The organism is Undibacterium sp. Di27W (genome assembly GCF_049340345.1).
In the GTDB taxonomy this organism is placed as follows: Bacteria; Pseudomonadota; Gammaproteobacteria; order Burkholderiales; family Burkholderiaceae_D; genus Undibacterium.
The window spans coordinates 330,666-356,708 of sequence record NZ_JBMPOS010000004.1; the positions used below are offsets into that span (position 1 = coordinate 330,666).

A 26,043-nucleotide genomic window follows, 5' to 3' on the forward strand; every position below is an offset into this window, starting at 1 on the left:
TGTAATTTCACCAGCATTCGCCTAAACTTTTACTTACTGCACAAACTCTTTCATTTCCTATTATTTTTTATTACGTGCGGCGACAAGGGTTTGTGAAACGGACGGCCGGGAGACTCTTGTCAGAGTCAGTACCCAGGCTACACCAGACCATGAATGTATCTCCATGCATCTGTTAACCACCTTAGGACCGTTGAATGTTCACTGGCATTCGCCTGGAAACTCTATTGTTTTTGCTTTGCTGCCAGACCACTCAAATGAGTTTCTCTGGCTTGCTTCTTTCTTTGTTGCTCTATCTTGCGGCAAGGACGACACCTGATCGCCACGCTATTAATGTTTCCCTGCATAATTTCATGCCACCACTTCTGTTGCTTGCCTGTCCATATCTGCGCTGCTCCACAATCACGACAGTTAAAGGCATAGTCCACATAAAACAAGGGTAGAAAAATAGCATTCTTATTGTGGCTTAATGCATCCTGATCAGCTAAAACTGCTCCAGCTGGAACTGGCAGGGCATAGACATCAAAACTTTCTTTCGCTGGTATGCGGGCGCGCCGCTTTTCCATGATTTCTACCCGTCTTTGTTTTCCACTTTTCATCACGTCTCTACTTTTAAAATAAAACCCCGACAAGTTTTACCAGGATTTGCTGATCTATCCTTACGGTGTAGACCAGACTGGAGTCGAACCAATTTAACCGATGTAATCCTGATGGCATTCGGGTAAAACCTGATTGAACAAGCCAGGACAAAAATTTGAAGTGCAGTCTCATTTTCGCAAAATGTAATCACATCAGCATTCTTAGCTCATTCAAAACTTTTACACATTCATTTTCCGAACCACCCCATGACAAGAATTGCTGTGAACATTGCAAATGTAGTCACATGAGCATTCATAAGGTATTCAAGAAAACTGTAACAATGATATTTATTGAATACGACATGACAAGAATCAAAACGTGATATTCATCCCATATGTAATCACGTCAGCATTCATGCCATATTCAAAACCTGTACTGCGACATCTGATTGCAACATTGAGAAATACTGTACGACAAGGAGTGCTTGCGATTTTTTTTGGATGTAATCGCCTGCGCATTCGTACATTATCTCAAACTCAAGACCACCATCACATGGTCTTTGAAGCACAGCATGACAAGGATTAAAAGTGATTTTACAGTTTGGAGGTGTAATCACATTTGCATTCATGCAGACTTCAAAAACTTTTACTACCTGGACTGGCGAAGCATTTACTACACATCTACTGCATTTGCCCCGCCAGCGGTTCTCTAAATATCAATTGCCTTTACTTCACCTACCCAGTGCTCTGCACTTAGCTGACCTGCAGCAAAGGCAGCGATGATTTTAAATACAGCATCAGAAAAACCACCTACATTCAAAATATCATTTCTTTCTGCAGCCTGTGTCGTGCCATACGGTGCAATGTCTATGCACACCAGTTTGGCTTGTGGATTGCGTTGTTTAAACACATTCCATTCCGCCATGGTGGCAGTAGAACGGCCACGGCTTGCATCCATCCATGATTCATTGTCAGAGACAAAGATCACCAGGTCAGCTTGCGCTTTCTGTTTGTTCAACTGCACCAGTGGGGCACTGCAATTGGTACCACCACCACCTATTGCTGCCAGCTTCTGTGCATTGGTCATCACGCTGTCACGTGGGTTCAAATCACATTTCACGACCTGGTTTTCAAACGGCAAAACCAGAGTTGATGGATTCTTGCGCAACATGGCAGCAGCAACCAGGGCAGCAATGTCTATGCAACGTACTGCTGTCGTTGCAGAGCCACGGTAACCTGTGACTGCAGATGACATGGAGCCAGACACGTCAGCACACACCACGACCTTGCCAAATATTTCTGGCACATTGCTCAAGGCAATTTCCATCGCATCTTGCAGGGCATTCTTGATTGGCAATGGCACTTCTTCATTGGCTGCCTTGTAAGCCGCCATCAACTGGTAAGGAAACACCTTGGCTTTGGCAATTGCCTCTGCATTCCTCAATTTGGCGGCGATCAAGTCCACCATACCCGGCAAGGCATATACGCCATGACGACCAAAGGTGTTCAAGTTCATACGCAACATTTGCCAGCCAGCCTGACGGGCAATTTGCGCCCAGTCTTCTGTCGTCAAGTCCATCGCCGTCAGCATCTGGAAAGGCACATCTGGCAAAGCCAGGCTGCGGTCTTTCTTGAAAGCTTCAAACGCTGCCACTATAGGTGGCAAGGCTTCTGCCTTGTATGGCTTGCCTATCAACCAGGCGAAGAAGGCTTCACGCCATGCTTCGACAGGTTTTGGATGCACCATTTTCACAACGTCTGCCAGTGATGGCGTGGTACCCACCGCTGCTGCCAGCAATTCTTTTTCACTGGCAGTATTCAACCATGCCTGTACCAGTTTTTTAGGACGGCTACCCAGAGACTTACGACCTATCGCACCTGAGCGCAGGATCTGCACAAAATTACGCAACATCTTGCCGTTATTCATTACTCGCTTGAAAGTACGCGGCAACTCGACTGCATTACGCATGGTCAGTGCTGCCACCAGCAAGGCTGGCATGTCTTTCATATAACCACGCTCACGGCAGTAAATTGCGGTTTGCGCAACGAACAGTGGCGTTACCTCTTTAGTCAAATCCAGCACTGTTGCCAGTTGCGCCTCTGCGCTGGCGTAGTAAGTCGCGTTCAAACAACCAGTGGCTGCATATTGCGCCAGCTTGTGTTCGGCAGTGAACTTATAGGCTGCAGCGCCGGAAAAATTTTTTGTATCTGTAACTGGCAAAAATGTGTTTGTCAGTGAGTTTTTTAAACTCTGGAACAATTGCGTATTAACCATTTCATTTCCTTTTTTCTTTTTATTAGAACTCTTTCAGACTTCTCTAATCTGGTGGACACGACGGGATTCGAACCCGCACAATGTGACAACCAGAGCATTACTTCCGGCCACTGCCCTGATTGGAAACTCGTAGCAGTTGACACCCCTACGGGGAGCGGCAATCTGTATTTGTAACCTTGCTCATGGCAGTATTTAAATCACATCTGGTTTTACCCAGACCACCCAGTCTTCAATAGTTTTCGGTGGTGGCACTCCCTTCCTACCTGCATGCCCTACACTCCACCTATTGCAATGGCCGTGCCAGGTCTGTGCCATGGTGTCAAAAATTTTCTTAAGTTATTGATTTAAATAGACAAATAAAGAAATGAGCGAAAAATCACAAGACCAGCCCATAGATCGTATTTCCTATATAATTATCCAAATAGATAAATATTTATCCAAAATGAATAAGAAAAAAAACGTCGTCATCGGTTTTATAGGTACGCAACTCGATAGTGGCCGTGGCAGTGGGCGCTGGGAAAAATGGCGGCCTACGGTCGCGCTGACCCAGCATGAAGATATCGTCATAGACCGAATTGATTTGCTGTACAGCGGCCAGCATGAGCTCTTGCTCTCGCAATTAGAGAGAGATATCGCTGATACTTCACCAGAAACGAAATTACGTTCACATCAACTGGAAATAAAAGATCCCTGGGATTTTGAAGAGGTGTATGGCTGTTTATTTGACTTTGCCAGGTCTTATCCCTTCGATACCGACAAAGAAGAATACTGGGTGCATATCACCACCGGCACCCACGTCGCACAAATTTGCCTGTTCCTGATGACGGAAGCCAATTACCTGCCGGGCAAGCTCCTGCAAACTTCGCCACCGCGACGCCAGACCAAGGCCAATTTTGGCGAGATGACCATCATCGACCTGGATTTGTCACGCTATGACCAGATCGCCCAGCGCTTTAGCCGTGAGCAGGAAGAAGGCGTGGCCTTTTTGAAGTCTGGCATTGCTACTCGCAATGCGCGCTTTAATACCATGATCGATGAGATAGAACGTGTTGCCATCAAGTCCAAAGCAGCGATCTTGCTGATGGGGCCGACCGGTGCGGGCAAGTCCTTCCTGGCGCGGCGTATCTTTGAATTGAAAAAAGCCAGGCACAGGCTGGAAGGCAAGTTTGTCGAAGTCAACTGCGCTACTCTGCGCGGTGATGGCGCGGGCTCTACCCTTTTTGGTCATATCAAGGGTTCGTTCACCGGCGCCATGTCTGACCGCCCTGGCTTATTAAGGACAGCGCACAAGGGATTGTTGTTTCTCGATGAAATCGGTGAGCTGGGTCTGGATGAACAAGCGATGCTACTCAAGGCGGTGGAAGAAAAACGCTTTTTCCCGGTGGGTGGCGACCATGAAGTGCAAAGTGATTTCCAGCTGGTTGCGGGTACCAACCGCGATCTGGGCAAGGAAGTGGCGGCAGGCCGCTTTCGCGAAGATTTGTATGCGCGTATCAATCTATGGTCGTATGAATTGCCTGGCCTCAGTGATCGTGTAGAAGACATTGCACCGAATATGGATTACCTGTTATCGCAATACAGTGCTGAGAACGGGCAAATGGTGCGCTTCAATAAAGAAGCGAAAGACAGCTATATGGAATTCGCCACCTCCGCCCAGGCAGTGTGGGCAGGCAATTTCCGTGATTTATCTGCATCCATCACACGCATGGCCACATTAGCGGATGCCGGGCGCATCAATGATCAAAATACTAGCGAAGAAATCAAGCGCCTGCAGCGCTTATGGTCACATACGCATGAGAGTGGGAGTGATGCACATGAAGTCGATTTGCATGAGCATCTGGAGGCGGAACAAGTCGCGCAACTGGATTTATTCGATGCCGTGCAATTACAGGCTGTGCTGGCGGTATGCCTGCGCTCTAAAAACATGTCGGAAGCAGGTCGCCAGCTGTTTGCCGTTTCACGCAGCAATAAAGCCAATCCCAATGATGCGGACAGGTTGAAAAAATATCTCAACAAGTTTGGTTTGAGCTGGGATAGTGTGCATAAAACTTAGACTTCACAATACTGCCATCAATTATGCCGCTCTATGATGATGTAATCATTTTCTGTCGTACAAAACTGGCTGAAACCACGGCGCGTCAGCATCTTCATCATTTTTGAATTGCTTTTGCAGGCAGCAAACAGGCGACGGTTTTTAAAATGCATGCAAAAAAAATCTGTCATGGCAGCACCTATACCCAGGCCACGGTATTCATCTGCCACCACCATGGCATGTAATTCACGCTCAGAACCTTGCTGGTCATCAACACCATACAACATGAAAAACCCGGCCATGCGATCATTGATGATGGAAACCCAGAATTCCACTGGCACTTTTTGCTGGCCACCCGCCCAGATATGCCTGGTTGTCAGCCCCTCAACTATGCCCTGCCTGAACGCCACCGCCAGGGTACGTTGCAATACCGCATTCGAGATATCTTCAGATAAATCGCCATTCCTGGCGCCATTCACGGCAAGCCGCACGATGTCATCTGCATCATCTGGCAAGGCCCGCCGTATGCTGGCCTTATATCTTCTTTGCTGGCGCATTTGCCGGATATTGGCACGCAGGTATTCGGCATACCTGAGCAAGCGTAAATACATGGTATTCACCGCGATCACCAGGATGGCAATAGAACCATATAACAACATGCTCTGCGCAATATCAAATGTCAGCATGAGCAAGTTCCCCCCCTGAAAAACCTGGCTGAATACTTGTGCCCGCGCCAAACTGGACAATACAACAAAAAAAATAGTCAGGCGTTGCGATAGCAAAGCTGCGCTGATGGCAACAGGGAAGATATAGAAAGGGGCGTAAAAACTATAGGGGCCAGTAAATTCATCGAGACAATACAGGATAGCTTCCAGCAATAGCAAACCAGGCAATACCCAGCGCTTTTCCAGCTTGAGCAGCTTGTTTCTGGCAGTAGTCAGGATGGCAGGAGACAACATCAAGATAATTTTTCATTTTTTAACCTGCCGCATAGTCTGCCACGCAAACTAAATAAGCAAGTATTTTATTGTCAAAATAGTCTCAATTTGTTACAAAGCGCTTACATCAGAAAATCATTGTAGACGTTTGCCAGCAAGATACCTCGACAAAATTCATATAGAATCCAGCCCTTCTGAATTTTGCCTCATATGCGCCCAGGGCGGGTTGATCTAACGCCCACGCACCTCAGGACACTCCTGAACAGGATCAACTTAACTTTCATGCTTAAAAAACTCACCAAACTCAGCCCTCTTCTACTTTTCGCGCTCATCAGCCTTTCATTTACAGATTTATCGTCTTTTGATTTACCCTTTCATCTTCCCTCTTTCAAACCTTCGGTCTCAAGTACGGGGGAATTTGCTGATTGTCCGCAGTTTTTTGCCAGGGGACATATTCCAGCATTAGCCCAAGCAAGTCAGATGCGTCCACGGGCCCTGTGTTTTTCAGCCTTTGCCGTTCTGCATTCTGGCAAAAGCCATACTCCCATCTACGTCGCCGAAAGACTGAATCGCCAGATCATACAAAAGGCCAGAGAGAACGAACGCAGTAATCAGTTCTATGCAGATGCCCGCTTGCCGCGGGCAGAACGGGCCGAACTGGATGATTACAAAGGCTCAGGCTATGACCGAGGCCATATGGCACCTGCTGCCGACATGGCAGACAGCACGGCCATGGCACAAAGTTTTTCGCTGGCCAATATGGTGCCGCAGGCACCTGCGAATAACCGCAAACTCTGGGCCAGTATAGAAAAGAGCACAAGGCAATATGTCATGCGGGCAGCAGGGGATGTCTACGTCATTACCGGCCCGGTGTATGGCAAGCACCCGGCGACTGTGGGGAATAATCAGGTGTGGGTCCCTCAATACCTGTACAAACTGGTATACGACCCCAATAGTGGCCGTGCCTGGGCACACTGGGTGGAAAACACGAATGAGGCAGGTGCCAGCAAACCTATCAGCTATCAGGAATTGGTCAACAAGACGGGGATACGCTTCTTGCCAGGGCTGGAGCCTGAGGATATATAAAAGCCAGGATGTATTGCTGAATGTATTGCTGAAAAGCATACGCGAGATCTACGTTCAGAAAAGCCACAGAAACACGCTATTTTTAAGTAAATGCAAAAAACTGTAATAAACTTTGCTACTTAATCAAAAGCTAAGTAGCCTGTTTTTTCCGCTTTTTATGTTCACGAAGCCAATTCCAGTCTTACCCCTTACGACAAGGAAACACCATGGATCTCGTTCAACGTGCAAAAAATATCACGCTTACTCCCAAGACTGAATGGCCGGTCATCGCCGAAGAAAATACTGCGACGATAGATTTGTTCAAGAACTATGTGGCGCCACTGGCTGCCATCCCTGCCGTTGCCATGTTCATAGGCATGTGCATTATTGGCATCAGCGTCCCGCTGCTGGGGACGATACGTGTATCGATCATTTCAGGTCTCGTCAATCTGGTCATGACTTTTGCTTCGGCCCTGATCAGCGTTTTCCTGGCATCCTTGATCATTAATGCACTGGCACCACAATTTGGCACGGAAAAAAATCCGGCACAGGCGCTGAAAGTCGCCGTCTATTCCTTCACTCCCTTATTCCTGGCTGCCATACTTTTCATTTTTCCTGAAGCAGGCATGCTCAGTTTGCTGGCAGGATGCTATAGCGTCTACCTTCTGTATCTGGGCTTGCCTGTACTCATGAAAACGCCGGTGGATAAAGCACCAGCTTATACTGCGGTTTCCATCATCTGCGTGATCTTGCTCGCAATTGTGTTTTCCCGTGTAGTGCATGCCATCACTGGTGATGCCTTCACCCCCAGCATCCATAGCAGCACGCCAGAAGTCAACGGTGCTTTGGGCGAGTTGGAAAAAATGAGCAAGAAAATGGAAGCTGCCAATAAAAAAATGGAGGCTGCAAAAAAATCCGGCGACCCTCAGGCTGAAATGAAAGCAGCAACCGATGCACTGGGCGCAGCCCTGGGTGCAGGTAGCGAGGCTGAAGTCGTTGATAAAGACAAACTCAAGGCCTTGCTCCCCGAGGCCATAGGCAACTTGAAACGCAATAGCCTGGAAGGGGAAAAATCAGCCATGGGCGAGTTCAAGATTGCCAAGGCGGAAGCGCATTATGCTGATGAAAATAATCACCAGATCAGGATCACCATTACAGATACTGCTGGCAGCAAAATGTTTGGTGCCATGTTTGCCTGGGGTGCGATTGAACAAGAAAAAGAAACCGACCATGGCTATGAAAAGATGGGCAAGGTCAATGGCCGCCCTACCCATGAAAGATTCCAGAAAGATGGCCCCTCAGGTGAATACAGCCTCTTGATCGCTGGCCGCTTCATTGTAGAAACCCGTGGTGACAATGTGGACATGGCAAGCATCAAGACGGCATCTGCAGCGGTAGGCTACGACAAGCTGGAAGCAATGAAAAATGAAGGGCTCAAGAAATAAACATTGAAGACCTGCACTTGAACAACTAGCTTGTAGCATCAAAACTGATAGCTGGCTGCCCACCAGATACAGCTATCAGATTCACCTTCCGCCAAACAAGCCTTGCCAGGCAAGTACCATCCTTGCCCCCTCCACTCTACTCCCCTCGCCTCATCAATTAGCGCCGAGAATGCCTTCCAGACAGTGGCATACCACACTGTTTGCGTAGAAAAGCTCACTCAACACTAAAAAAACCACATATTTGTGCGCCAACGCACCGATCAAAAACCGTCTGCAATTTAGTCTGGCACCCAGGATTCATTTACGTAAAACTTATTTTTCCCATGGGAGAAAACGGGTTTCGTAACATCCGGATTTATAACGCCACTTCATACCCACACTGAGAAAGAATATACATGACGAATTTAAGAATCATACCTGCAGCGCTGGCCTGTCTTTTTTGCGCAAGCAACAGCATGGCCCAAGACTACAACCCATCCTGGTACATCGGTGGCAGCATCCATGCCGCCGAAACTGACGAAAGCTTTGGCGCAGGTAATCGCGGTTACGGCGTCGATTTGCGGTTGGGCAAACCCTTGTCAGAAAACTGGGATGCGCAAATCAACACCAATTACACACGCGCCACCGACAATGGCAGACGCTATCAGCAAAACGCCCTGGGCGTAGACTTGCTCTATCTTTTTTCCCGCAGCACAGTGCGCCCTTACCTGGTAATGGGTATAGCAGCGAATCGAGATAGAAGTAATGCCGGCTTTAAAAGCGGTGATAGCACTGCACCCGCCGCCAGCGCAGGCGTAGGTGTGCAGTTTGCCCTGAATGATCAATGGTCGGCGCAAGCTGAGTGGCGCAAGGTGCATGGCTATTTGCATGGCAATGATTTTGGTTTCAGCCAGGCCAGCAATTCCCATCTGTCAGTAGGCTTGAATTACAGCTTTGACAAACCCAAGGTCGCGGCCAGAGCTGCCAGCTATACGCCTCCGCCACCTCCAGAGCCAGTGGTAGTGCAAGCGCCGCCGCCTCCTGCACCTGTGGCCCCACCACCACCGGTATATCAAAAAATCACCTTGTCTGCGACTGAATTGTTTGCCTTTAATAGTGCCGTATTGAGTACGCCACAACCTAAACTCGATGATATTGCAATGGCCCTGAATGCCAATACGCAAATCAATCAAGTCGTCATCACTGGTTATGCAGACCGCATAGGTTCAGCAAAATACAATTTGAACCTGTCTGAAAGACGTGCCAATTCAGTCAAATCCTATCTGAACAATAAAGGTGTGGATGCCCAAAGGCTCAATGCCATAGGCAAAGGCGAAAGCAATCCGGTAGTCGTCTGCAACAATAAAAAACGTGCTGATCTGATTACCTGTTTGGAACCCAATCGTCGCGTAGAGATTGAGCAATTCACGGTTGAACAGCGCGTAAAATAAATCGGTATTACCTGAAATAGGAATATAAAGCGGGAGCCAAGGCTCCCGTTTTCTATTTGTCAGGGCTTGCGTAAAACCGTTGCAACCGCGTTGTTAGCTCCCTCTCTGGGAGCAGTCTTCATCGCAACGATGCGGATGCAATCAGCGTTTCGGACAATATGTTGTTCACCGAAACAACGAACTACCCTTGCAAGACTATGTTCTCCAGCAATGCCTAGCTGGGGAAATTTCACTCAAATCCCGCATGTCTCTTATTTTTTCAGGCGAAAAAAAACGCTGTCAACAGACAGCGTTTTTCGTTTAAAGCAAATGTTATTTCAGGCGCATATCATTTTTTACAGAATGCACACCTTTAACATTACGGGCAATTGACACCGCTTTATCGATATTGGCGTTAGAGGTGACGAAGCCACTCAGTTGCACTACGCCTTTAAATGTTTCCACGTTGATTTCCATGGATTTCAAACTTGGTTCATTAAAGATTTCTGCTTTGACTTTGGTAGTGATAACCGTGTCATCGACATATTCTCCTGTACCTTCTTTTGTGGAAGTAGAAGCACAGCCCGTAATTATCATCAGTGAGGCGGCAAATATCATCACCATCATGCGTTGAACGATTTTCATTTTTTTCTTTCTAGAGATTGTTTACAACAAATAGGTACAACAAATAAGCACAGAGCCGCTCGCAGCATGGAGCAATAGCAGCGGCTTGTGCCAGCAATAAAACTTATTTACCAAATTTTGATTTTGCAGCTGCGACGCAGTTGTCTTTACCCTGGCCAGACAAGGCATCGCATTTTTCTACTGCAACCTTGTATTGCGCATTGATTTTGTCATCATTGGCATCGACACGGGCTTCGACTACTTTTTTATCAGCCTTGGCATTAGAGACGGCAGCAACTTTATTGGCATTTGCCTGTTTGACGCAAACGTCTTTATCATTGCCTGTCAAACTACCGCATTTGGCTTTCTCTACATCATAGTCGGCATCGGCAATATCTTTTCTTGCGCTGGTGCGAGCTGACAAGGTGTCCTTATAGTCTGCCTTGGCATTTGCTTCAGTATGAACGCGCGCTGCTTTTGCTTCAGCTATGCACACATCTTTTGGATTACCGGTAATCGCATCGCACTTGCTTTTAGCCAGCTTATATTCTGTATTAGCTGATTCCTTTGCTGCCTTGTAGGTAGCAGATTTTTCGTCAGCAGCAAAACAGAAGGCGCTGCTCAGCGTAGCAGTACAAACCAGCATCATGGCAAATTTCTTATTCATTTTTTTCCCCTTGGGTATGAGAGTTGAGCGGTTGATCCGCGATTAACAATTGCAGTGTCGGAAAATTCCGATGCCTCAGTGTGCTGTTTGTACAACGATATATCTGTACGGTATCGAACATTGTTGAATATTTTTTCTTTGACGAGGTAAAAATTTTTTCCCTCAACAGATTTTTTATACAGCGTGTGCCAGCGCACAGAAAGGTAGCCTGGATAAGCTTACATTTGTCATGCAACACCAGATATATGCATTTTTATCCAATCGACAGACCGCTATTTAATTCCAGACGGATTAAGGCTGTCATTTTTAATCAAGGAAAAATCATGAACAAAGACCAAATCAAAGGCACTGCAAAAGATATCGCAGGCAAAGTACAAGAAAGTGCCGGGAAAATCATAGGTAGTGAAGAACAGGAAATCAAGGGTCTGCAAAAGCAGGTGGAAGGCAAGCTGGAAAAAAATATCGGCGATGCTCGTGAAGCCATAGAAAAAACCGTCAAAAAAGTGACCAACCCATAATTTTCAAGGCTCACGTAAAGTGGGCCTGTTGTTAACCAGGGAGCCAGATATCATGATCATCAGCAATGACCCTGCATCATCAAGCGGTATGGCCTCAGAAGTGCATGACGTATTTATTCCCCCCCATCATCCTTTGACACGACGTAGTGATTTCAAACGACAGTCCAAGGGCAATGTCTCGACTGGGGAATACTGGGATGTCAATATAGGTATCACGACTGGTGCCACGATAGGTGTGGTAGTTGGCGGTGTGCTGGGTATGGTCAATGCAAGCCTGGCAGTCATTATTTCCCCGTTTTTCATCCCTGGTTTTGATTTTATGGTGTCCAGCCCTTTGGAAGCTGCCTTGGTTGGCGCTGCTTTCGGCGTCATCCTTGGCTCTGTCATCGGGTCTTTACTGGCATGGGGAGTATCCAGCCAAAACACGGATCAAGTGGAAACTGAGCTTGATACCAATGTCAGCCATCTTCCCGTTCAGGAAATAGAAGAAACGCAAAGAGTGCAGACATGGAAAGAACAGCACGGTGAATGTGCCAATATCTAAGAACAGCATTTGGCTGCTCTTAGTTTGAGTCAGAGCAAATACATTTCAGCGACTTGAGACTCCGGTCTTCGCTTTATCCAACAATATAGGCTACATCATGAGCACCATACTACTCGTCATACTTATCCTGGTTTTAGTCGGTATATTTCCAGCCTGGCCGCATAGCCGTTCCTGGGGATATGGTCCTAGCGGTGTTACTGGTCTGGTCGTGGTTATCCTCATCATATTATTATTGACCGGGCGCTTGTAAAAAAACATTTTATACTTTAAGGAGTTATCATGAATACGCCAAAACCAGGGTTTGTTGCAGGCATACTTTTCGTATTAATGAGTGGCGCCATGCTAGGTTCTGCACAGGCCGCCGATGTGGAACCAACAGTCATTTCTCAACGCGGCGACCCTGACCGCTGGTTTCAAGAAGAAATGACGCCCATGGCTTATTTCAAGACCTTGAAAAAAGAAGCCGAAGCGGTCTATCAATTGTCTGCGATTGATTGCAAAAGAATGGAACGCAGCCAGCAAAGTTCTTGCTTGCGCGACGCCAAAGCGACAATGCAGCAAGATATAGCGGACGCCTATAGAAAATCCGGCATAAGAGCACGTTGAGAATCTGGCTCACCGTGCAGGCAGATGGCGACCAGGGAGAGGGCCTGGCCATCTTCGTCAAATCAGGAAAATACCAGTAAGTCTACATTGGTTTTTTGCCTTGCCTCCGCCTCAAGGACTATATATGAAAGCCAAGCGCAAAACCACCCGGGCCATCGTGACAGGTACTGCAAGCATCGCTAGCGTACTTATGTTCAATGCTTGCAGCTCACTGCCAGAAGTCAATTATCTTGAACCTGCAGTGGAGCAAGCCCAGAAAACCACTGCGGCCACGCCTACTATCAACAATGCCAAGGGTGAGCTGAGTACATCCAAGGCCCAGGCGCTGATGCGCCAGCGCTGGAAAAATTCCAGTATCGGCCTGGCAAACATGCAGGCTCTGGCAGCGATGGAAGAAGAAGTGACTGGCAGCCCGCTAATAGCTGGCAACCAGGTCAGCTTGCTGTTTGATGGTCCGCAAACCATGGCGGCCATGATGGCTGCTATCAAACAGGCGAAAAATCACATCCACCTGGAAACCTATATTTTTGACCAGGATGAACTTGGCCTGGAATTTGCCAGACTGCTCATAGAAAAACAACAAGCAGGTGTACAAGTCAATATTATCTATGACAGCGTGGGTACCATAGGCACACCGCAAATTTTTTTCGATCGCATGAAAGCAGCAGGCATACAATTGCTGGCTTTTAATCCGGTCAACCCGACCAAGTTGCAGGGCCCCTGGGAACCAAACCGGCGCGATCACAGAAAGATACTTATCGTCGATGGTGAAATTGCCTTCACTGGTGGCGTCAACATCAGCGCCACTTATGCCAATAGTTCCTTGTTCCGCTCGAAATCAAGAAACCCTGAGAAGGTAGGCTGGCGCGATACCCATATCCAGATCACTGGCCCAGCCGTGGCAGCCTTGCAATGGGTATTTCTGGATACCTGGCTTAATTCAAGTGATAAGCCACCCGCTGATAAATTGTATTTCCCTGCCTTGAAAAACCAGGGAAATAAATTGGTGCGTGTACTCGCCAGTGAACCCGAAAGCAATCCCGCGATTTACAAGGCATATTTGTTGGCGATACAGGAAGCCAAGGAGAGCATACACATCACCTCCGCCTATTTTGTTCCTGATGCCCAGATTTTAAAGGCCTTGCTTGCTGCAGCCCAGCGTGGCGTCGACGTCAAGATCATCATGCCTGGCGTGACTGACAGCGGCCTGGTATTCCATGCCGGCCAGTCTTTTTACGATGCGATGCTTGAGGGTGGCATAAAAGTATATCAGTTGAATGTCGCCGTGCTGCACGCAAAGACTGCCGTTATAGATCAGGTCTGGTCTACAGTAGGTTCCACCAATATTGATACCCGCAGCTTCTTGCACAATAAAGAAGTGAATGTCGTAATCATCGATACAGAATTTGCGGTAGCAATGGAAAATGCCTTTAAAGAAGATCTCCGCTTATCTACCGAAGTCACTCTGGAAACCTGGAAGCAGCGCCCAAAAATGAACAAGCTGAAAGAATGGCTAGCCAGAAGATTTGAGTACTGGCTGTGACAGGCATATTCAAGCTTTTAAGCGCAATGAGGTCTAGGCAAGAAAATTCTTAAGCTTTGCTTGAGCAGCTGTTGCCGGATGAAATTGGTATCTGGTAGGATGCGCCATGCGTAGCATTTTTTGGCCTACGCATACGTTTCTGAGTATGAAACCCTAACGCTCTTTTCAACGAGAAGGACGGTGCGCATGGCGCACCCTGCGCACCCTACACACGCCCCTGACTATCTTCATTCTGCAATAGTCTCATTGAGACCTGCAATTCTCTGCGCTCTATGTAAAACGTCAGTGAAAATTATTTCTTGCCACTCTTTTCCGACGGTTTGCTTCCCAGTTTTTGCGGCGTAATCGAGATGGCGACCGGGTCACTGGCAGGAAAACTTTCTTCCAGCGCTTCATCGAGATCATCTTCTTTCTTTTTGATGACTTTCTGCTTTTCTTCCGGTTCAGGTTTAACGGGAACTGGCTGATCGTTTAATTCATTGCTCATGATCTTGGTCTGGCTCTGGAATAAGATGATAAAAAATCCCCTCCCCTGCGAAGAGGAAGGGAGACTCCTGGGGCAAGAGTAAAAAGAAAGCTTTATTTTTTCACTTTGAGGTTATTGATAACACTTTCTACGCCAGAAACACTCTTGGCAATTTCCTGGGCGTGGTTTGCCTGCATATCACTATCAACAAAACCACTGAGCTGCACTTCTCCCTTGCGGGTGACTACCGCAACATCCATGCTTTTCATTTGTGCATCGGCCAGCATGGCAGTCTTGATCCCTGCGGTAATGACACTGTCATCGACCTTGTTGCCTACTGTCTGCTTGCCTTCTTTCAGAGTCAGCTTGTTGTCGACTTTCTTGACACCTTCTACCGCCATCGCCACAAAGGCGCTGCGGTCTATCTGCATTTGATTGTCGGCAAAGCCACTAAGCAAAACCTCGCCCTTGCGAGTGCCCACTTTGACGTCCATGCTCTTGACCAATTCATCTGCCATGAGTGCTGACCTGACCTTGGTGGTGATGACAGAGTCATCAATTTCCACGCCTATGGTAGTTGCAGCATTGGGGTTGCCACTGTCTACCGCCTTGTTACAGGCAGTCAAAGCCAGGAGTGAAACGGTCACCAGGGGCAATACGTAATGTTGAGTTAGTAAGTTGCGCATGATTTTTCCTTTCCTTCATTCAGGCTGCAGCATTAACGTTGCGATATCTTGCCGTTGGCATCTGACAAGATAATTTCTACGCGGCGATTCAACTGGCGGTTTTGTGCAGTGTCATTTTCCACTACAGGATAGCTTTCGCCATAGCCCTTGGTAATAACGCGGTCACGCGACACACCCATCAATACCAGGGCGCTACGCACAGCGGCTGCGCGTCGTTCTGATAAATCCTGGTTATGTGACTGTGACCCTGTATTGTCGGTATAGCCTTCAATCAGCACGGTTCTTTGCGGATTATTTTGCAAAACCAGGGCCAGTTTCTGCACGTTGCGCATACCGTCCGGGTTTAATTTGGACTGATCGACACCAAACAAGACATCGCCGAGGGTGACCACTATGCCACGTACTGTGGTTTTGGCTTGCAGGTCAGCCAATTGTGCTTCCAGTGTCGCGTTACGATTTTGCATTTCCAGGGCTTTTGCCTGTTCTTCCTGCGCTTTTCTTTGCGCATCGCTGGCTTCACCTTGTGCTATTTGGGCGGCCAGCCTGGCTTGTTCTGCCTGTGCCTTGGCCTGGTCAGCCTGCATTTTTGCCTGATCTGCTTCATTGGTACGTTGCTCCAGACGTATCTGATCGCGGGCCTTGGCAGCGTCGGCAACACTGGCTTCTGCCAGTTTTTGCTTGGTCAATTCTTGTGCCACGCCGGTTTTTTGTTTGGCAAGATAGGCAAGGCGATCAATTTTTTCAGAGCTTTCATTATCTTTGGCTGCATTGTTGGCATCATTCATCGCCACCTCGGCCTGGCGTAATTCCAGCGGGGCTAAAGTCTGCACATTGGGATTACTTTGGGCCGCCCTGTAGTCCATGCGTGCCTGTTCCAGCAGACTGGTGGTTTTTGGTGCAGTGCTGCAGGCAGCGAGCAACATTGCTGTCAACAAGATGACGGGGGCAAATATTTTCTTGTTCATGATGTGTCCTTAAGAGTAATGACAAAAATTATCGGTAGCGGTTTTATTTGGCGGTATTGTTGTTGGCACGATCCAATTCTTCACGCAAGATGCGTATGTCGTCTTGCAGGGCATTGGCTGCCTTTTCTGCCTTTGCAGAATTTGCCTTGGCTTGCGCCAGCTTGGCATCTGCCTGTGCCTGCGTCGCCAGGTCGTTGGCGAGCTTATAATCCTTGGCCTGCATGGCCTTGTTAGCCAGTGCCATTTTTTCGCGGGCAGAATTCATTTCTACCGGTGCGAACTCTGCACCGCCTGCTACTGCGGCATTGTTCACGGCTTCTTTGGAAACTGCTACTTCCGCCGTCGCAGGCGTTTTCATGCTGCTGCAACCCATCATCAGGACCATTGTCGCGCCGCATACGGCAAAAATGCCACTCTTCAAATTTTTATTCATTTTTTTTCTCCGGTAAATTAAACGCTATAGCCAAGCAAGCCACATTCATTGTGGTCTTCGCTGACTTTATACCGCTACACGGAAAAGAGAGTCTGTTCGTTGCCGCACACTTCACGGCAGCATTTCATAAAGAAGGGATTCTTGCGTGCAGCCTATGTGTGCTAACGAACTTACATATGGGTGCTGAAGTTTTACTATCAAAATACAGCCATCCTCCAAAATTATCGCAGTATCTTTTTGTCATCTTTCGTATTCTGATTGTCTGATACGAAAAATGGACTTGGGGCATGGCAGCAACATCTGTTGCTAAGGTCACTGGCAAATCCCAAATAAAAGAAAGAAGTGTGCGATTTGAAATCCGCCAAAGATATGCTGTCGTCCAGCTTGCATCAAATTAAAAATGTCTTGAAACATGGTCAGGTGCGTTTGCGCGCCTACGTGACGCCAGCTGGTGCAGAATTGCCATTGCGCGCCGACTTGTACAGCGCCCTGCAGATGGAGCAGCATGGTCGCATACTGGCGAATAGCCATAAGCTGAGTTCAATTTTCGGACAAGACCAATTGTTGTCACGCCTGGCAGACAACCAGGACGTCATCCTGAATGCCTGCACCTTGCTGACAGAAGCCATCAAGGAAGGCCGGCCGGTGACACCCGCCGCTGCCTGGCTACTGGATAATTATTATCTGATAGAAGAACAGATACGCACGGCAAAACGCCATTTGCCAAAAAACTACAGCAAGGAATTGCCACGTTTATTGCGCGGCAATTCAGCAGGTCGCCCACGCGTGTATGACATCGCACTGGAAACCATATCTCATGGCGATGGCAGGGTCGACCCAGAAAATCTGAGTCGCTTTATCAGCGCTTATCAACTGGTATCGGTATTAAAGCTCGGTGAGTTGTGGGCAATTCCCATCATGTTGCGCCTGGCGCTGATAGAAAATTTGCGCAGGGTTGCCACCAATCTGACAACCACCCACAATAATCGCAATCTCGCTGCCAAATGGGCAGAAGAAATGACTGAGACTGCGGAAAAAGACCCCAGCAATCTGATCTTGCTGGTGGCAGACATGTCGCGCTCAAAGCCACCTCTGGACAGTTCCTTCGTTGCAGAGATGATGCGCAGGTTGCAAGGCCAGGGACCAGCGCTTGCCCTGCCTTTGAACTGGCTCTCGCAACGCCTGGCAGAGACGGGCGATACCATAGAGCATCTGGTGCACCTGGATTCGCAATATCAAGCTGCTGACCAGATTTCCATCAGTAACAGCATAGGCAGCCTACGCCTGCTGACATCAATGGACTGGCGCGAGTTTGTGGAAAGCATGAGTGTGGTCGATCGTTGCCTGCGCGAAGATCCGGCTGGCATCTATACGGACATGGATTTTTCCACGCGCGATCTGTATCGCCATGCAGTTGAGAAAATTGCCAAAGGCAGCGGCTTTTCAGAAGCAGATGTTGCCCACAATGCGCTGCGCTTTGCGCGTGAAGCAGCCAATAAGCATGGTCAGGCAGCACGCAATGCACATATAGGTTATTTCCTGGTCGGCAAGGGTCGTATCGAGCTTGAACGTTCAACCGCCATGCAGCATGCCTTGCCTGAATCTATCAAACATTCCATACACGACTCAGCCTTGAGTATTTATCTGGGCAGTATCGTCATCATCAGTCTGGCGACCACAGGTTTGTTATTAAAGCAGGTCAGCTATGCCACAACCAATCCTTATTTGCTGGCTGGCTTCATTGTAGCCAGCCTGATTGCCAGCAGCCAGTTTGCCCTGTCCATGGTCAACTGGCTGGCCACCTTTGTCGCCCTGCCACGACCATTGCCGCGCATGGATTATTCACGCGGCATACCGCTGGAATCAAGCACTCTGGTGGTGGTGCCAACAATGTTATTCAACCTACAGAATATTGATGCCCTGTGCGAAGCCATGGAAGTGCGCTTCCTGGCCAACAACGATGCCAATCTGCGCTTTTGCCTGCTGACCGATTTTTCCGATGCAGCTACCGAGACCCTGGAAACGGATGAAAAATTGCTGGACCATATCGACAAGGTCACAACAGCACTCAACCAGAAATATCCCCGCCCCGATGGCGACCATTTCCTGGTCTTGCATAGGCCACGAGTGTGGAATTTACAGGAAAAAACCTGGATGGCTTATGAGCGCAAGCGCGGCAAGCTGGCCGCCTTGAACAGTTACCTGCGTGGCACTGGCGCTGATGCCTTCATGCGTATCATCGGCAATACGGCAGGCCTGGAGAATATGAAGTATGTGATTACCCTGGATACCGATACTGAGCTGCCACGTGATGCCGCACGTAAGTTCGTGGCGACCATGGCGCATCCGTTGAACCGGGCACACTATGATGACAAGCTGCACAGGGTGACAGATGGTTATGGCATCTTGCAACCACGCGTTGCAGTCAGCCTGCCCGCCAGCGATGCTTCTTATTATGAATTGCTTTGTGGTGGAGAAGCAGGTATAGATCCTTACACACGCAGCGTCTCTGATGTCTACCAGGATGTCTTTGATGAAGGTTCATTCATAGGCAAAGGCATCTACGATATCGATGTATTTGAACATGCCCTGAAAAATCGCATGCCAGAAAACCGCATCCTCAGCCATGACTTGCTGGAAGGCTGCTATGCCCGGGCCGGTCTGTTGAGTGATGTACAGTTGTATGAAGAATATCCATCCAGTTACCTGGCTGATATACGTCGTCGCCATCGCTGGATACGGGGTGACTGGCAGATTGCTTCCTGGTTATTGCCGAAAGTACCCGGCCCTAAAGATGAGACTAGTGGTAAAACCGGCAAACTGCCCAACTCGCTGTCTTTGCTATCACGCTGGAAATTGTTCGATAATCTGCGCCGCAGCATGGTGCCACTGGCCCTGGTCGCCTTCCTGGTCATTGCCTGGAGCGCCTTGCCACATGCCTGGTTATGGTCAGCGGCAGCCATAGGATTTTTGCTGATACCTGCTGCCAGTGCATTTATCTTCAATCTGACTCAGAAGCCAGACGATGTTTTCTTCCGCCAGCATCTGTTGTCACTACTGCGTTCAAGTACCCAGCATTTCATCCATGCCTCGCTGAGCCTGGTGTTTTTACCGTATGAAGCCTGGATCAACCTGGATGCCATCTTGCGCACGCAATGGCGTGTATTGATTTCCCACAGACGTCTGCTGGAATGGAATCCCTCAACGATCAGCAATCATCAATCCAGGAATACTTTGTGGAATAATTTCCGCAGCATGTGGATAGCACCAGTGTTTTCTGCTGCCGTATTTTTCTTCCTGGATTTTATCAATCCGCTCGCCTTGCAGGCGGCTCTCCCTATCTTGTTACTGTGGTTTATTTCCCCTGTGATTGCTTACAAAATGAGCCGGGAAAAACAACAACGTGTATCGCAACTGAGCGAGACGCAAACAGAATTTCTACAGGCAAGCGCCCGCAAGACCTGGCTGTTTTTTGAAACTTATGTTGGCCCCGAAGATAACTGGCTGCCACCTGACAATGTACAATTCCAGCCTGTCAGTGTAACGGCGCATCGGACTTCGCCTACCAATATAGGCTTGTCCTTGCTGGCCAATCTGGTAGCCTATGATTTTGGTTATATCCCTGTCGGGCAGTTATTGCAACGCACTCAGGACACATTTGCCAGCCTCACGAAAATGGAACGTTATCAGGATCATTTTTATAACTGGTACGATACCAAGACGCTGCAGCCTTTACAGCCCTTATATATTTCTACGGTGGACAGCGGTAACCTGGCTGGCCATTTACTGACCTTGCGCCCGGGCCTGGCAGGCTTGATAGATGCACCAATTTGCCAGCCACGTCTATTTTGCGGCTTGCATGACACTTATCTGATCTTGCGCAGCGCAGTTGCCGACCATGTTGCAGGCAGGCTGGCAGAATTTAAAGCTGATCTTGATGTACTCTGTCTGAGCACGCCAACTTCATTGATGGTGATTTATGACTGTCTGAAGCGCCTGACGCATCACGCGGACAGCTATTTGTCCAGCCAGACCGTGACTGCAGACAATCAGTCACATGTCTGGGCAAGTGCCCTGAGCAAGCAAACCCATGCACAACTGGATGAACTCATCTATCTGGCACCCTGGTTGAGCTTGCCAGAGCCAGGCATTTGGCTGCAAGCTTATCCTCAGCTTGACAGTATTCCAACTTTGAAAGAATTGGCAAAACTGGCCCACACGCATAGCGCTATCGGGGAAGATAAGCTGTCGGAGGATCAGTCGGGCAAAGTAGTGGGCCACAATGCCAATCTGGCTGCAATGCTGATGACTGCCAGTACGCGTGCCACGGACCGTATCAAGCAAATTGGCCAACTGGTGCAACAGACTGGCGAATTTGCCAGGATGGAATATGATTTCCTGTACGATGCCAACACCCATCTGCTGACCATAGGCTATAACGTCAATGAGCGTAGACGTGATACTGCCTGCTATGATTTGCTGGCATCAGAAGCAAGGCTGGCCACCTTTGTCGCTATCGCCCAGGGTCAAATTCCGCAAGAGAGCTGGTTTGCGCTGGGTCGCCAACTGACCATTGCAGGCGGCGAGCCCATCCTGTTGTCCTGGAGCGGCTCGATGTTTGAATACCTGATGCCCTTGCTGGTCATGCCCAACTTCCAGAACACCTTGCTGGAACAGACTTACCGCTCAGTCGTGCAGCGCCAGATAGAATATGGGGAGCAACGCAATGTGCCCTGGGGTATCTCTGAATCAGGCTACAATACTTTTGATGCGCAATTGAATTATCAATACCGCGCCTTTGGTGTACCTGGCCTGGGCTTTAAACGCGGGCTGGGCGACGATCTGGTGATTGCGCCCTATGCCTCGATGATGGCGCTGATGGTCGAACCAGAGAAAGCCTGCAGCAATCTGGAGCAGCTGGCGGCATTGGGTTTTGAAGGCGTCTACGGTTTCTTTGAAGCGATAGATTATACACCTTCACGCCTGCCACGCGGGCAGACACATGCCCTGATACGTTCATTCATGGTGCATCACCAGGGCATGGGCTTTTTATCACTGGCCTATCTGTTGCTCGACCAGCCTTTGCAAAAACGCTTTGAATCCGACCCCTTGTTCCAGGCCACCATGTCGCTCTTACATGAGCGCGTACCCAAGGCTACTGCCGTATATTCCAACACGACTGAGCTGGCAGATATACGCAGCGCCAGTGCCGGACAAGAAACACCGTTGCGTGTACTGCATCATGTCAATACCCGTACGCCTGAAGTACAGTTGCTGTCGAATGGCCGCTACCATGTCATGATCAGCAGTGTGGGTGGCAGTTATAGCCGCTGGAATGATCTCGCCATCACCCGCTGGAATGAAGATAGCACCCGCGATCACTGGGGTACTTTCTGCTATGTCCGCGACACCAGTAATGGCAAATACTGGTCTACTGCATTCCAGCCTTGCCTGGTGCCTTCAGCCAGCTATGAAGTGATTTTTTCCGAAGGCAGGGCAGAATTCCGCCGCAGTGATAATCATCTCGATATGCATACCGAGATCGTGGTTTCGCCGGAAGATGATATTGAACTGCGTCGCACCCGCATCACTAACCGCTCACGCCATCGTCGCACCATAGATTTCACCAGTTATGCCGAGGTCGTGCTGGCACCGGCAGCAGCGGATGCCATGCACCCTGCATTCAGCAAATTATTTGTACAGACTGAAATCCTGCATGACCAGCATGCCATCGTGTGCACACGTCGTCCGCGCTCGGTCGATGAGAAGATACCGAGCATGTTCCACCTGATATCCCTGCATGGTGCCACGGCAGATGATGTCTCTTATGAAACTGACAGATCACAATTCATAGGCCGCGGCAATACACTGGAAGCGCCCACTGCCATGCGGGTAGAGCGCTTGTCAGACAGCCAGGGTTCAGTGCTTGACCCGGTAGTCGCCATACGTTATCAAATTACGCTGGAACCAGAACAGATAGCCACCTTTGATGTGGTCACCGGTGTCGCCGAAAACCGCGACCTGTGCCTGGCCCTGATTGATAAATACCAGGATCAGCATCTGGCCGACCGTGTCATAGGCTTGTCCTGGACGCATAGTCAGATCGTTTTGCGTCAGTTGAACATCAGTGAAGCAGATGCGCAATTGTATGGCCGCATGGCGAATTCTGTCATCTATATGAATCCGCTATTGCGTGCCGATGCCAGTGTATTGAGCCGCAACCACCGAGGCCAGTCGGGCTTATGGGGCTATGCGATTTCCGGTGATTTACCTATCGTGCTCTTGCAGATCAATCAGCAGGAACACATAGAACTGGTACGGCAACTGGTGCAGGCGCATGCCTATTGGCGCTCGAAAGGCCTGGCTGTGGATCTGGTGATCTGGAATGAAGATCATGCCACTTACCGGCAAGCCTTGCAGGAACAGATCATGGGCATGATTTCTTCCGTCATCGGCACCCATGCCATAGAAAGGCCGGGCGGTATCTTTGTGCGTATGGCTGAACAGATTTCAGTCGAAGATAAAATCCTGTTCCAGGCAGTTGCCAGGGTTATCCTGAATGATCATCGCGGCAGTTTGGTCGAACAACTGAACCGGCGCGATGTACTGGATTTACGTGTCCCCAAATTATTGCCATCCCGGCAGATGTATCAGCAGCCAGGCTACCAATCATTTACCGGCAAGACCGTCGACATTCAAACAGAAAAATTGCTCAGCTTCAATGGCACAGGCGGTTTCTCTGAAGATGGCCGTGAATATGTCATTACCACCCGCGAAGGGCAGGTCACACCTGCACCATGGGTCAACGTCCTGGCCAACCCGCAATTTGGCACTGTGGTTTCTGAAAGCGGGCAAGCTTATACCTGGGGTGAAAATGCCCATGAATTCCGTCTGACGCCGTGGAATAATGACCCCGTCTGCGACAGTAGCGGTGAGGCTTTCTATATCCGCGATGAAGATACCGGTGCCTACTGGTCACCCACTGCCCTGCCTTGTCGCGGTAGCGGTGACTATGTCACGCGCCATGGTTTTGGTTACAGCATATTCACTCATGTGGAGCAAGGGATACGATCTGAACTGACAGTCTTTGTAAGCATAGACACGGCAGTCAAATATTCGATATTGCGCGTCACCAATGTCTCTGACGAACAAAGAAAATTGTCAGCCACCGGTTATGTCGAATGGGTGCTGGGCGATTTGCGTCCCAAATCCCTGATGCATATCGCCACAGAAATTGATACTGTCAGTGGTTGCGTGCTGGCTCGCAATCCTTACAATACGGAGTTTCCAGGACGCAGGGCGTTTTTTGATCTGGATGGTGGCAACCGCAGTGTCACTGGCGACCGTAATGAGTTCATAGGACGCAATGGCAGCCTGCAAAAGCCTGCAGCACTCGAAAGACAAAGATTGTCTGGCAAGATCGGCGCTGGCCTGGACCCTTGTGCAGCAATACAGCAAGAGTTTGAATTAAGTCCGGGGCAGGAAAAGCGCCTGGTATTTGTGCTGGGCACGGTCATCACCGATCATAGCAATGTCACGCAATTCATACAGCAGCACCGTGGCATCGCAGCGGCAGAACAGGCACTCAATAAAGTGCATGCATACTGGCGTGATACCCTGGGCGTGGTGCAGGTCAATACGCCTGACCAGGAGTTGAACCTGCTTGCGAATGGCTGGCTGCTGTATCAAACCATCGCCTGCCGTCTGTGGGCCCGTAGCGGCTATTATCAATCTGGCGGTGCTTTTGGCTTCCGCGATCAGTTGCAGGATAGTATGGCGCTGGTGCACACCAGGCAAACATTGGCACGCGAGCAATTGCTCTTGTCTGCTGCTCATCAATTCATCGAGGGCGATGTACAGCACTGGTGGCATCCACCTATAGGTCGCGGCGTGCGTACCCACTGTTCTGATGATTATCTGTGGCTGCCTCTGGCAGTGGCACGCTATGTCAACAGTAGTGGTGACACCGGTATTCTGGATGAAGAACTGCACTATCTGGAAGGGCGTCTCGTCAATCAGGAAGAAGATTCTTACTATGACTTGCCCGGCAGGTCACCGCACACTGGCAGCCTGTATCAGCATTGTGTCAAGGCCATAGAAAATGGCTTGCGCTTCGGTAGCCACGGTCTGCCTTTGATAGGTTCCTGTGACTGGAACGATGGCATGGACAAAGTAGGTCATCTGGGTAAAGGGGAAAGCGTCTGGCTGGCTTTCTTCCTGCATCAGGTGTTGACGAAATTCTCTGCGATTGCGCTGGCACGCAATGACACTGAATTCTCCAGTCGTTGCCTGGAGCAAGCGCGTCAGTTATCGAAAAATATTGATGAGAATGCCTGGGACGGCGCCTGGTACAGGCGGGCTTATTTTGATGATGGTGCTGCACTGGGCTCGGCACAAAATGCAGAATGCCAGATAGATTCCATCTCACAAAGCTGGGCCATTCTGTCGGGTGCGACAGATCCGAAAAGAGCGATCCAGGCCATGCAATCCCTGGATAAACGCCTGATGCGGCGCGACAAGCAAATCATACAATTACTGGACCCGGCCTTCGATTGCTCAGGCCAAAATCCCGGCTATATACGTGGCTATGTACCAGGCGTGCGTGAAAATGGCGGGCAATATACCCATGCCGCAATCTGGACGGGCATGGCCTTTGCAAAAATGGGAGATGCTGAGCGTGCCTGGGAAGCATTTGACATGATCAATCCCATTCATCATGGCAATTCGCCAGATACCGTAGCCCGCTACAAGGTGGAGCCCTATGTCATTTGCGCCGACGTCTATGCAGTAGCACCACATACCGGGCGCGGTGGCTGGAGCTGGTACACAGGCTCGGCAGGCTGGATGTATACCTTCATGATGGAATCTTTACTGGGCTTGAAACGCGAAGGCAAGCATCTGAGCATCTCACCATGCGTACCAGCAGGATGGACCAGCTACAGCCTGCGTTATCAACACTTGAGCAGTACTTACCAGATCACCGTCAAGCTCAGGGACGTGGCTTATGGCAATAGCCTGTTGTTCATAGATGACATCGCCATGGGCACCCTATTGATACCACTGATGGATGACCAGCGTGAACATATCGTGGAACTCAATTATGTACCAGCAGCCCGGGAGTAAGCAGGCCAATTCTTGAAAATATCTACCCTGTCCCCTGTCTCTGCATGAGCAAAGTAAAAACCGTCCTGATAACAGGACGGTTTTTTAATGCTGTTCTGCACCAGCCATTTATCCTGGCATGACAAGCAT

The 26,043-nt window shown here is 49.1% G+C and carries 19 protein-coding genes; 10 read left to right on the plus strand and 9 right to left on the minus strand.

Features of this window, described 5'->3' with window-relative positions; all coding sequences use genetic code 11:
- Nucleotides 1-221: 221 nt before the first annotated feature.
- Complete coding sequence (locus tag ACO0LF_RS11105; protein WP_423014147.1) at nucleotides 222-629, minus strand: zinc-ribbon domain containing protein; 408 nt, start codon at nucleotides 627-629, stop codon at nucleotides 222-224.
- 655 nt (nucleotides 630-1,284) lie between these two features.
- Complete coding sequence (locus ACO0LF_RS11110; protein WP_423014148.1) at nucleotides 1,285-2,850, minus strand: vWA domain-containing protein; 1,566 nt, start codon at nucleotides 2,848-2,850, stop codon at nucleotides 1,285-1,287.
- Nucleotides 2,851-3,292: 442 nt separating this feature from the next.
- Here ACO0LF_RS11110 and rtcR point away from each other — a divergent pair, with 442 nt between their 5' ends.
- On the plus strand, nucleotides 3,293-4,903 hold the full coding sequence (gene rtcR / locus ACO0LF_RS11115; protein WP_423014149.1) for an RNA repair transcriptional activator RtcR: 1,611 nt from the start codon (nucleotides 3,293-3,295) through the stop codon (nucleotides 4,901-4,903).
- A 17-nt stretch (nucleotides 4,904-4,920) separates the two neighbouring features.
- Here rtcR and ACO0LF_RS11120 read toward each other — a convergent pair whose 3' ends face one another.
- The gene (locus ACO0LF_RS11120; protein WP_423014226.1) at nucleotides 4,921-5,841 is read right to left on the minus strand and encodes a GNAT family N-acetyltransferase; all 921 of its coding nucleotides are present in this window, start codon (nucleotides 5,839-5,841) and stop codon (nucleotides 4,921-4,923) included.
- A gap of 261 nt (nucleotides 5,842-6,102) precedes the next feature.
- Here ACO0LF_RS11120 and ACO0LF_RS11125 point away from each other — a divergent pair, with 261 nt between their 5' ends.
- The 3 genes from ACO0LF_RS11125 (at nucleotide 6,103) to ACO0LF_RS11135 (ending at nucleotide 9,760) form a co-directional block, all read left to right on the plus strand.
- Nucleotides 6,103-6,906, plus strand: coding sequence for a DNA/RNA non-specific endonuclease (locus ACO0LF_RS11125; protein WP_423014150.1), 804 nt, complete (start codon nucleotides 6,103-6,105; stop codon nucleotides 6,904-6,906).
- Between the two features lie 206 nt (nucleotides 6,907-7,112).
- Entirely contained in the window at nucleotides 7,113-8,330 is a 1,218-nt protein-coding gene (locus ACO0LF_RS11130; RefSeq protein ID WP_423014151.1) for a Yip1 family protein, read from the plus strand.
- Nucleotides 8,331-8,725: 395 nt separating this feature from the next.
- Complete coding sequence (locus ACO0LF_RS11135; protein WP_423014152.1) at nucleotides 8,726-9,760, plus strand: OmpA family protein; 1,035 nt, start codon at nucleotides 8,726-8,728, stop codon at nucleotides 9,758-9,760.
- Between the two features lie 312 nt (nucleotides 9,761-10,072).
- Here the strand turns inward: ACO0LF_RS11135 and ACO0LF_RS11140 are convergent, their stop codons facing one another.
- On the minus strand, nucleotides 10,073-10,384 hold the full coding sequence (locus ACO0LF_RS11140) for a BON domain-containing protein (protein WP_423014153.1): 312 nt from the start codon (nucleotides 10,382-10,384) through the stop codon (nucleotides 10,073-10,075).
- A gap of 103 nt (nucleotides 10,385-10,487) precedes the next feature.
- Nucleotides 10,488-11,030, minus strand: a complete 543-nt coding sequence (locus ACO0LF_RS11145; protein ID WP_423014154.1) for a hypothetical protein — start codon at nucleotides 11,028-11,030, stop codon at nucleotides 10,488-10,490.
- Between the two features lie 323 nt (nucleotides 11,031-11,353).
- On the opposite strand from ACO0LF_RS11145, the gene ACO0LF_RS11150 reads away from it, so the two are divergent.
- From ACO0LF_RS11150 to cls, 5 genes are all read left to right on the plus strand, one after another.
- The gene (locus ACO0LF_RS11150) at nucleotides 11,354-11,548 is read left to right on the plus strand and encodes a CsbD family protein (protein WP_423014155.1); all 195 of its coding nucleotides are present in this window, start codon (nucleotides 11,354-11,356) and stop codon (nucleotides 11,546-11,548) included.
- A gap of 52 nt (nucleotides 11,549-11,600) precedes the next feature.
- Complete coding sequence (locus tag ACO0LF_RS11155; RefSeq protein WP_423014156.1) at nucleotides 11,601-12,092, plus strand: hypothetical protein; 492 nt, start codon at nucleotides 11,601-11,603, stop codon at nucleotides 12,090-12,092.
- A 97-nt stretch (nucleotides 12,093-12,189) separates the two neighbouring features.
- Nucleotides 12,190-12,342, plus strand: a complete 153-nt coding sequence (locus tag ACO0LF_RS11160) for a DUF3309 family protein (protein WP_423014157.1) — start codon at nucleotides 12,190-12,192, stop codon at nucleotides 12,340-12,342.
- A 29-nt stretch (nucleotides 12,343-12,371) separates the two neighbouring features.
- The gene (locus tag ACO0LF_RS11165) at nucleotides 12,372-12,698 is read left to right on the plus strand and encodes a hypothetical protein (RefSeq protein ID WP_423014158.1); all 327 of its coding nucleotides are present in this window, start codon (nucleotides 12,372-12,374) and stop codon (nucleotides 12,696-12,698) included.
- A 124-nt stretch (nucleotides 12,699-12,822) separates the two neighbouring features.
- A complete protein-coding gene (gene cls, locus ACO0LF_RS11170) occupies nucleotides 12,823-14,241 on the plus strand; it encodes a cardiolipin synthase (protein ID WP_423014159.1) in 1,419 nt (472 codons plus the stop codon).
- A gap of 292 nt (nucleotides 14,242-14,533) precedes the next feature.
- On the opposite strand, the gene ACO0LF_RS11175 is transcribed toward cls, so the two are convergent.
- From ACO0LF_RS11175 to ACO0LF_RS11190, 4 genes are all read right to left on the minus strand, one after another.
- On the minus strand, nucleotides 14,534-14,728 hold the full coding sequence (locus ACO0LF_RS11175) for a hypothetical protein (protein WP_423014160.1): 195 nt from the start codon (nucleotides 14,726-14,728) through the stop codon (nucleotides 14,534-14,536).
- 92 nt (nucleotides 14,729-14,820) lie between these two features.
- Nucleotides 14,821-15,393 carry a BON domain-containing protein gene (locus ACO0LF_RS11180; protein ID WP_423014161.1) on the minus strand — a complete coding sequence of 191 codons (573 nt, stop codon included), beginning with the start codon at nucleotides 15,391-15,393 and terminating at the stop codon, nucleotides 14,821-14,823.
- A gap of 32 nt (nucleotides 15,394-15,425) precedes the next feature.
- Nucleotides 15,426-16,358, minus strand: coding sequence for an OmpA family protein (locus tag ACO0LF_RS11185; protein WP_423014162.1), 933 nt, complete (start codon nucleotides 16,356-16,358; stop codon nucleotides 15,426-15,428).
- Nucleotides 16,359-16,401: 43 nt separating this feature from the next.
- Entirely contained in the window at nucleotides 16,402-16,791 is a 390-nt protein-coding gene (locus ACO0LF_RS11190) for a DUF4398 domain-containing protein (RefSeq protein ID WP_423014163.1), read from the minus strand.
- Between the two features lie 351 nt (nucleotides 16,792-17,142).
- Here ACO0LF_RS11190 and ACO0LF_RS11195 point away from each other — a divergent pair, with 351 nt between their 5' ends.
- Nucleotides 17,143-25,914 (plus strand): GH36-type glycosyl hydrolase domain-containing protein, encoded by an 8,772-nt coding sequence (locus tag ACO0LF_RS11195; RefSeq protein WP_423014164.1) that lies wholly within the window; start codon nucleotides 17,143-17,145, stop codon nucleotides 25,912-25,914.
- Nucleotides 25,915-26,043: the final 129 nt, after the last annotated feature.

What these genes read in the sequence shown, in the direction of transcription:
- ACO0LF_RS11120 (WP_423014226.1), bottom strand. Translation starts at nt 5,841, where the DNA reads ATGTTGTCTCCTGCCATCCTGACTACTGCCAGAAACAAGCTGCTCAAG.
- ACO0LF_RS11135 (WP_423014152.1), top strand. Translation starts at nt 8,726, where the DNA reads ATGACGAATTTAAGAATCATACCTGCAGCGCTGGCCTGTCTTTTTTGC.
- ACO0LF_RS11150 (WP_423014155.1), top strand. Translation starts at nt 11,354, where the DNA reads ATGAACAAAGACCAAATCAAAGGCACTGCAAAAGATATCGCAGGCAAA.
- ACO0LF_RS11185 (WP_423014162.1), bottom strand. Translation starts at nt 16,358, where the DNA reads ATGAACAAGAAAATATTTGCCCCCGTCATCTTGTTGACAGCAATGTTG.
- ACO0LF_RS11110 (WP_423014148.1), bottom strand. Translation starts at nt 2,850, where the DNA reads ATGGTTAATACGCAATTGTTCCAGAGTTTAAAAAACTCACTGACAAAC.
- ACO0LF_RS11180 (WP_423014161.1), bottom strand. Translation starts at nt 15,393, where the DNA reads ATGCGCAACTTACTAACTCAACATTACGTATTGCCCCTGGTGACCGTT.
- ACO0LF_RS11125 (WP_423014150.1), top strand. Translation starts at nt 6,103, where the DNA reads ATGCTTAAAAAACTCACCAAACTCAGCCCTCTTCTACTTTTCGCGCTC.
- ACO0LF_RS11190 (WP_423014163.1), bottom strand. Translation starts at nt 16,791, where the DNA reads ATGAATAAAAATTTGAAGAGTGGCATTTTTGCCGTATGCGGCGCGACA.
- ACO0LF_RS11130 (WP_423014151.1), top strand. Translation starts at nt 7,113, where the DNA reads ATGGATCTCGTTCAACGTGCAAAAAATATCACGCTTACTCCCAAGACT.
- rtcR (WP_423014149.1), top strand. Translation starts at nt 3,293, where the DNA reads ATGAATAAGAAAAAAAACGTCGTCATCGGTTTTATAGGTACGCAACTC.
- ACO0LF_RS11155 (WP_423014156.1), top strand. Translation starts at nt 11,601, where the DNA reads ATGATCATCAGCAATGACCCTGCATCATCAAGCGGTATGGCCTCAGAA.
- ACO0LF_RS11160 (WP_423014157.1), top strand. Translation starts at nt 12,190, where the DNA reads ATGAGCACCATACTACTCGTCATACTTATCCTGGTTTTAGTCGGTATA.
- ACO0LF_RS11175 (WP_423014160.1), bottom strand. Translation starts at nt 14,728, where the DNA reads ATGAGCAATGAATTAAACGATCAGCCAGTTCCCGTTAAACCTGAACCG.
- ACO0LF_RS11165 (WP_423014158.1), top strand. Translation starts at nt 12,372, where the DNA reads ATGAATACGCCAAAACCAGGGTTTGTTGCAGGCATACTTTTCGTATTA.
- ACO0LF_RS11145 (WP_423014154.1), bottom strand. Translation starts at nt 11,030, where the DNA reads ATGAATAAGAAATTTGCCATGATGCTGGTTTGTACTGCTACGCTGAGC.
- cls (WP_423014159.1), top strand. Translation starts at nt 12,823, where the DNA reads ATGAAAGCCAAGCGCAAAACCACCCGGGCCATCGTGACAGGTACTGCA.
- ACO0LF_RS11140 (WP_423014153.1), bottom strand. Translation starts at nt 10,384, where the DNA reads ATGAAAATCGTTCAACGCATGATGGTGATGATATTTGCCGCCTCACTG.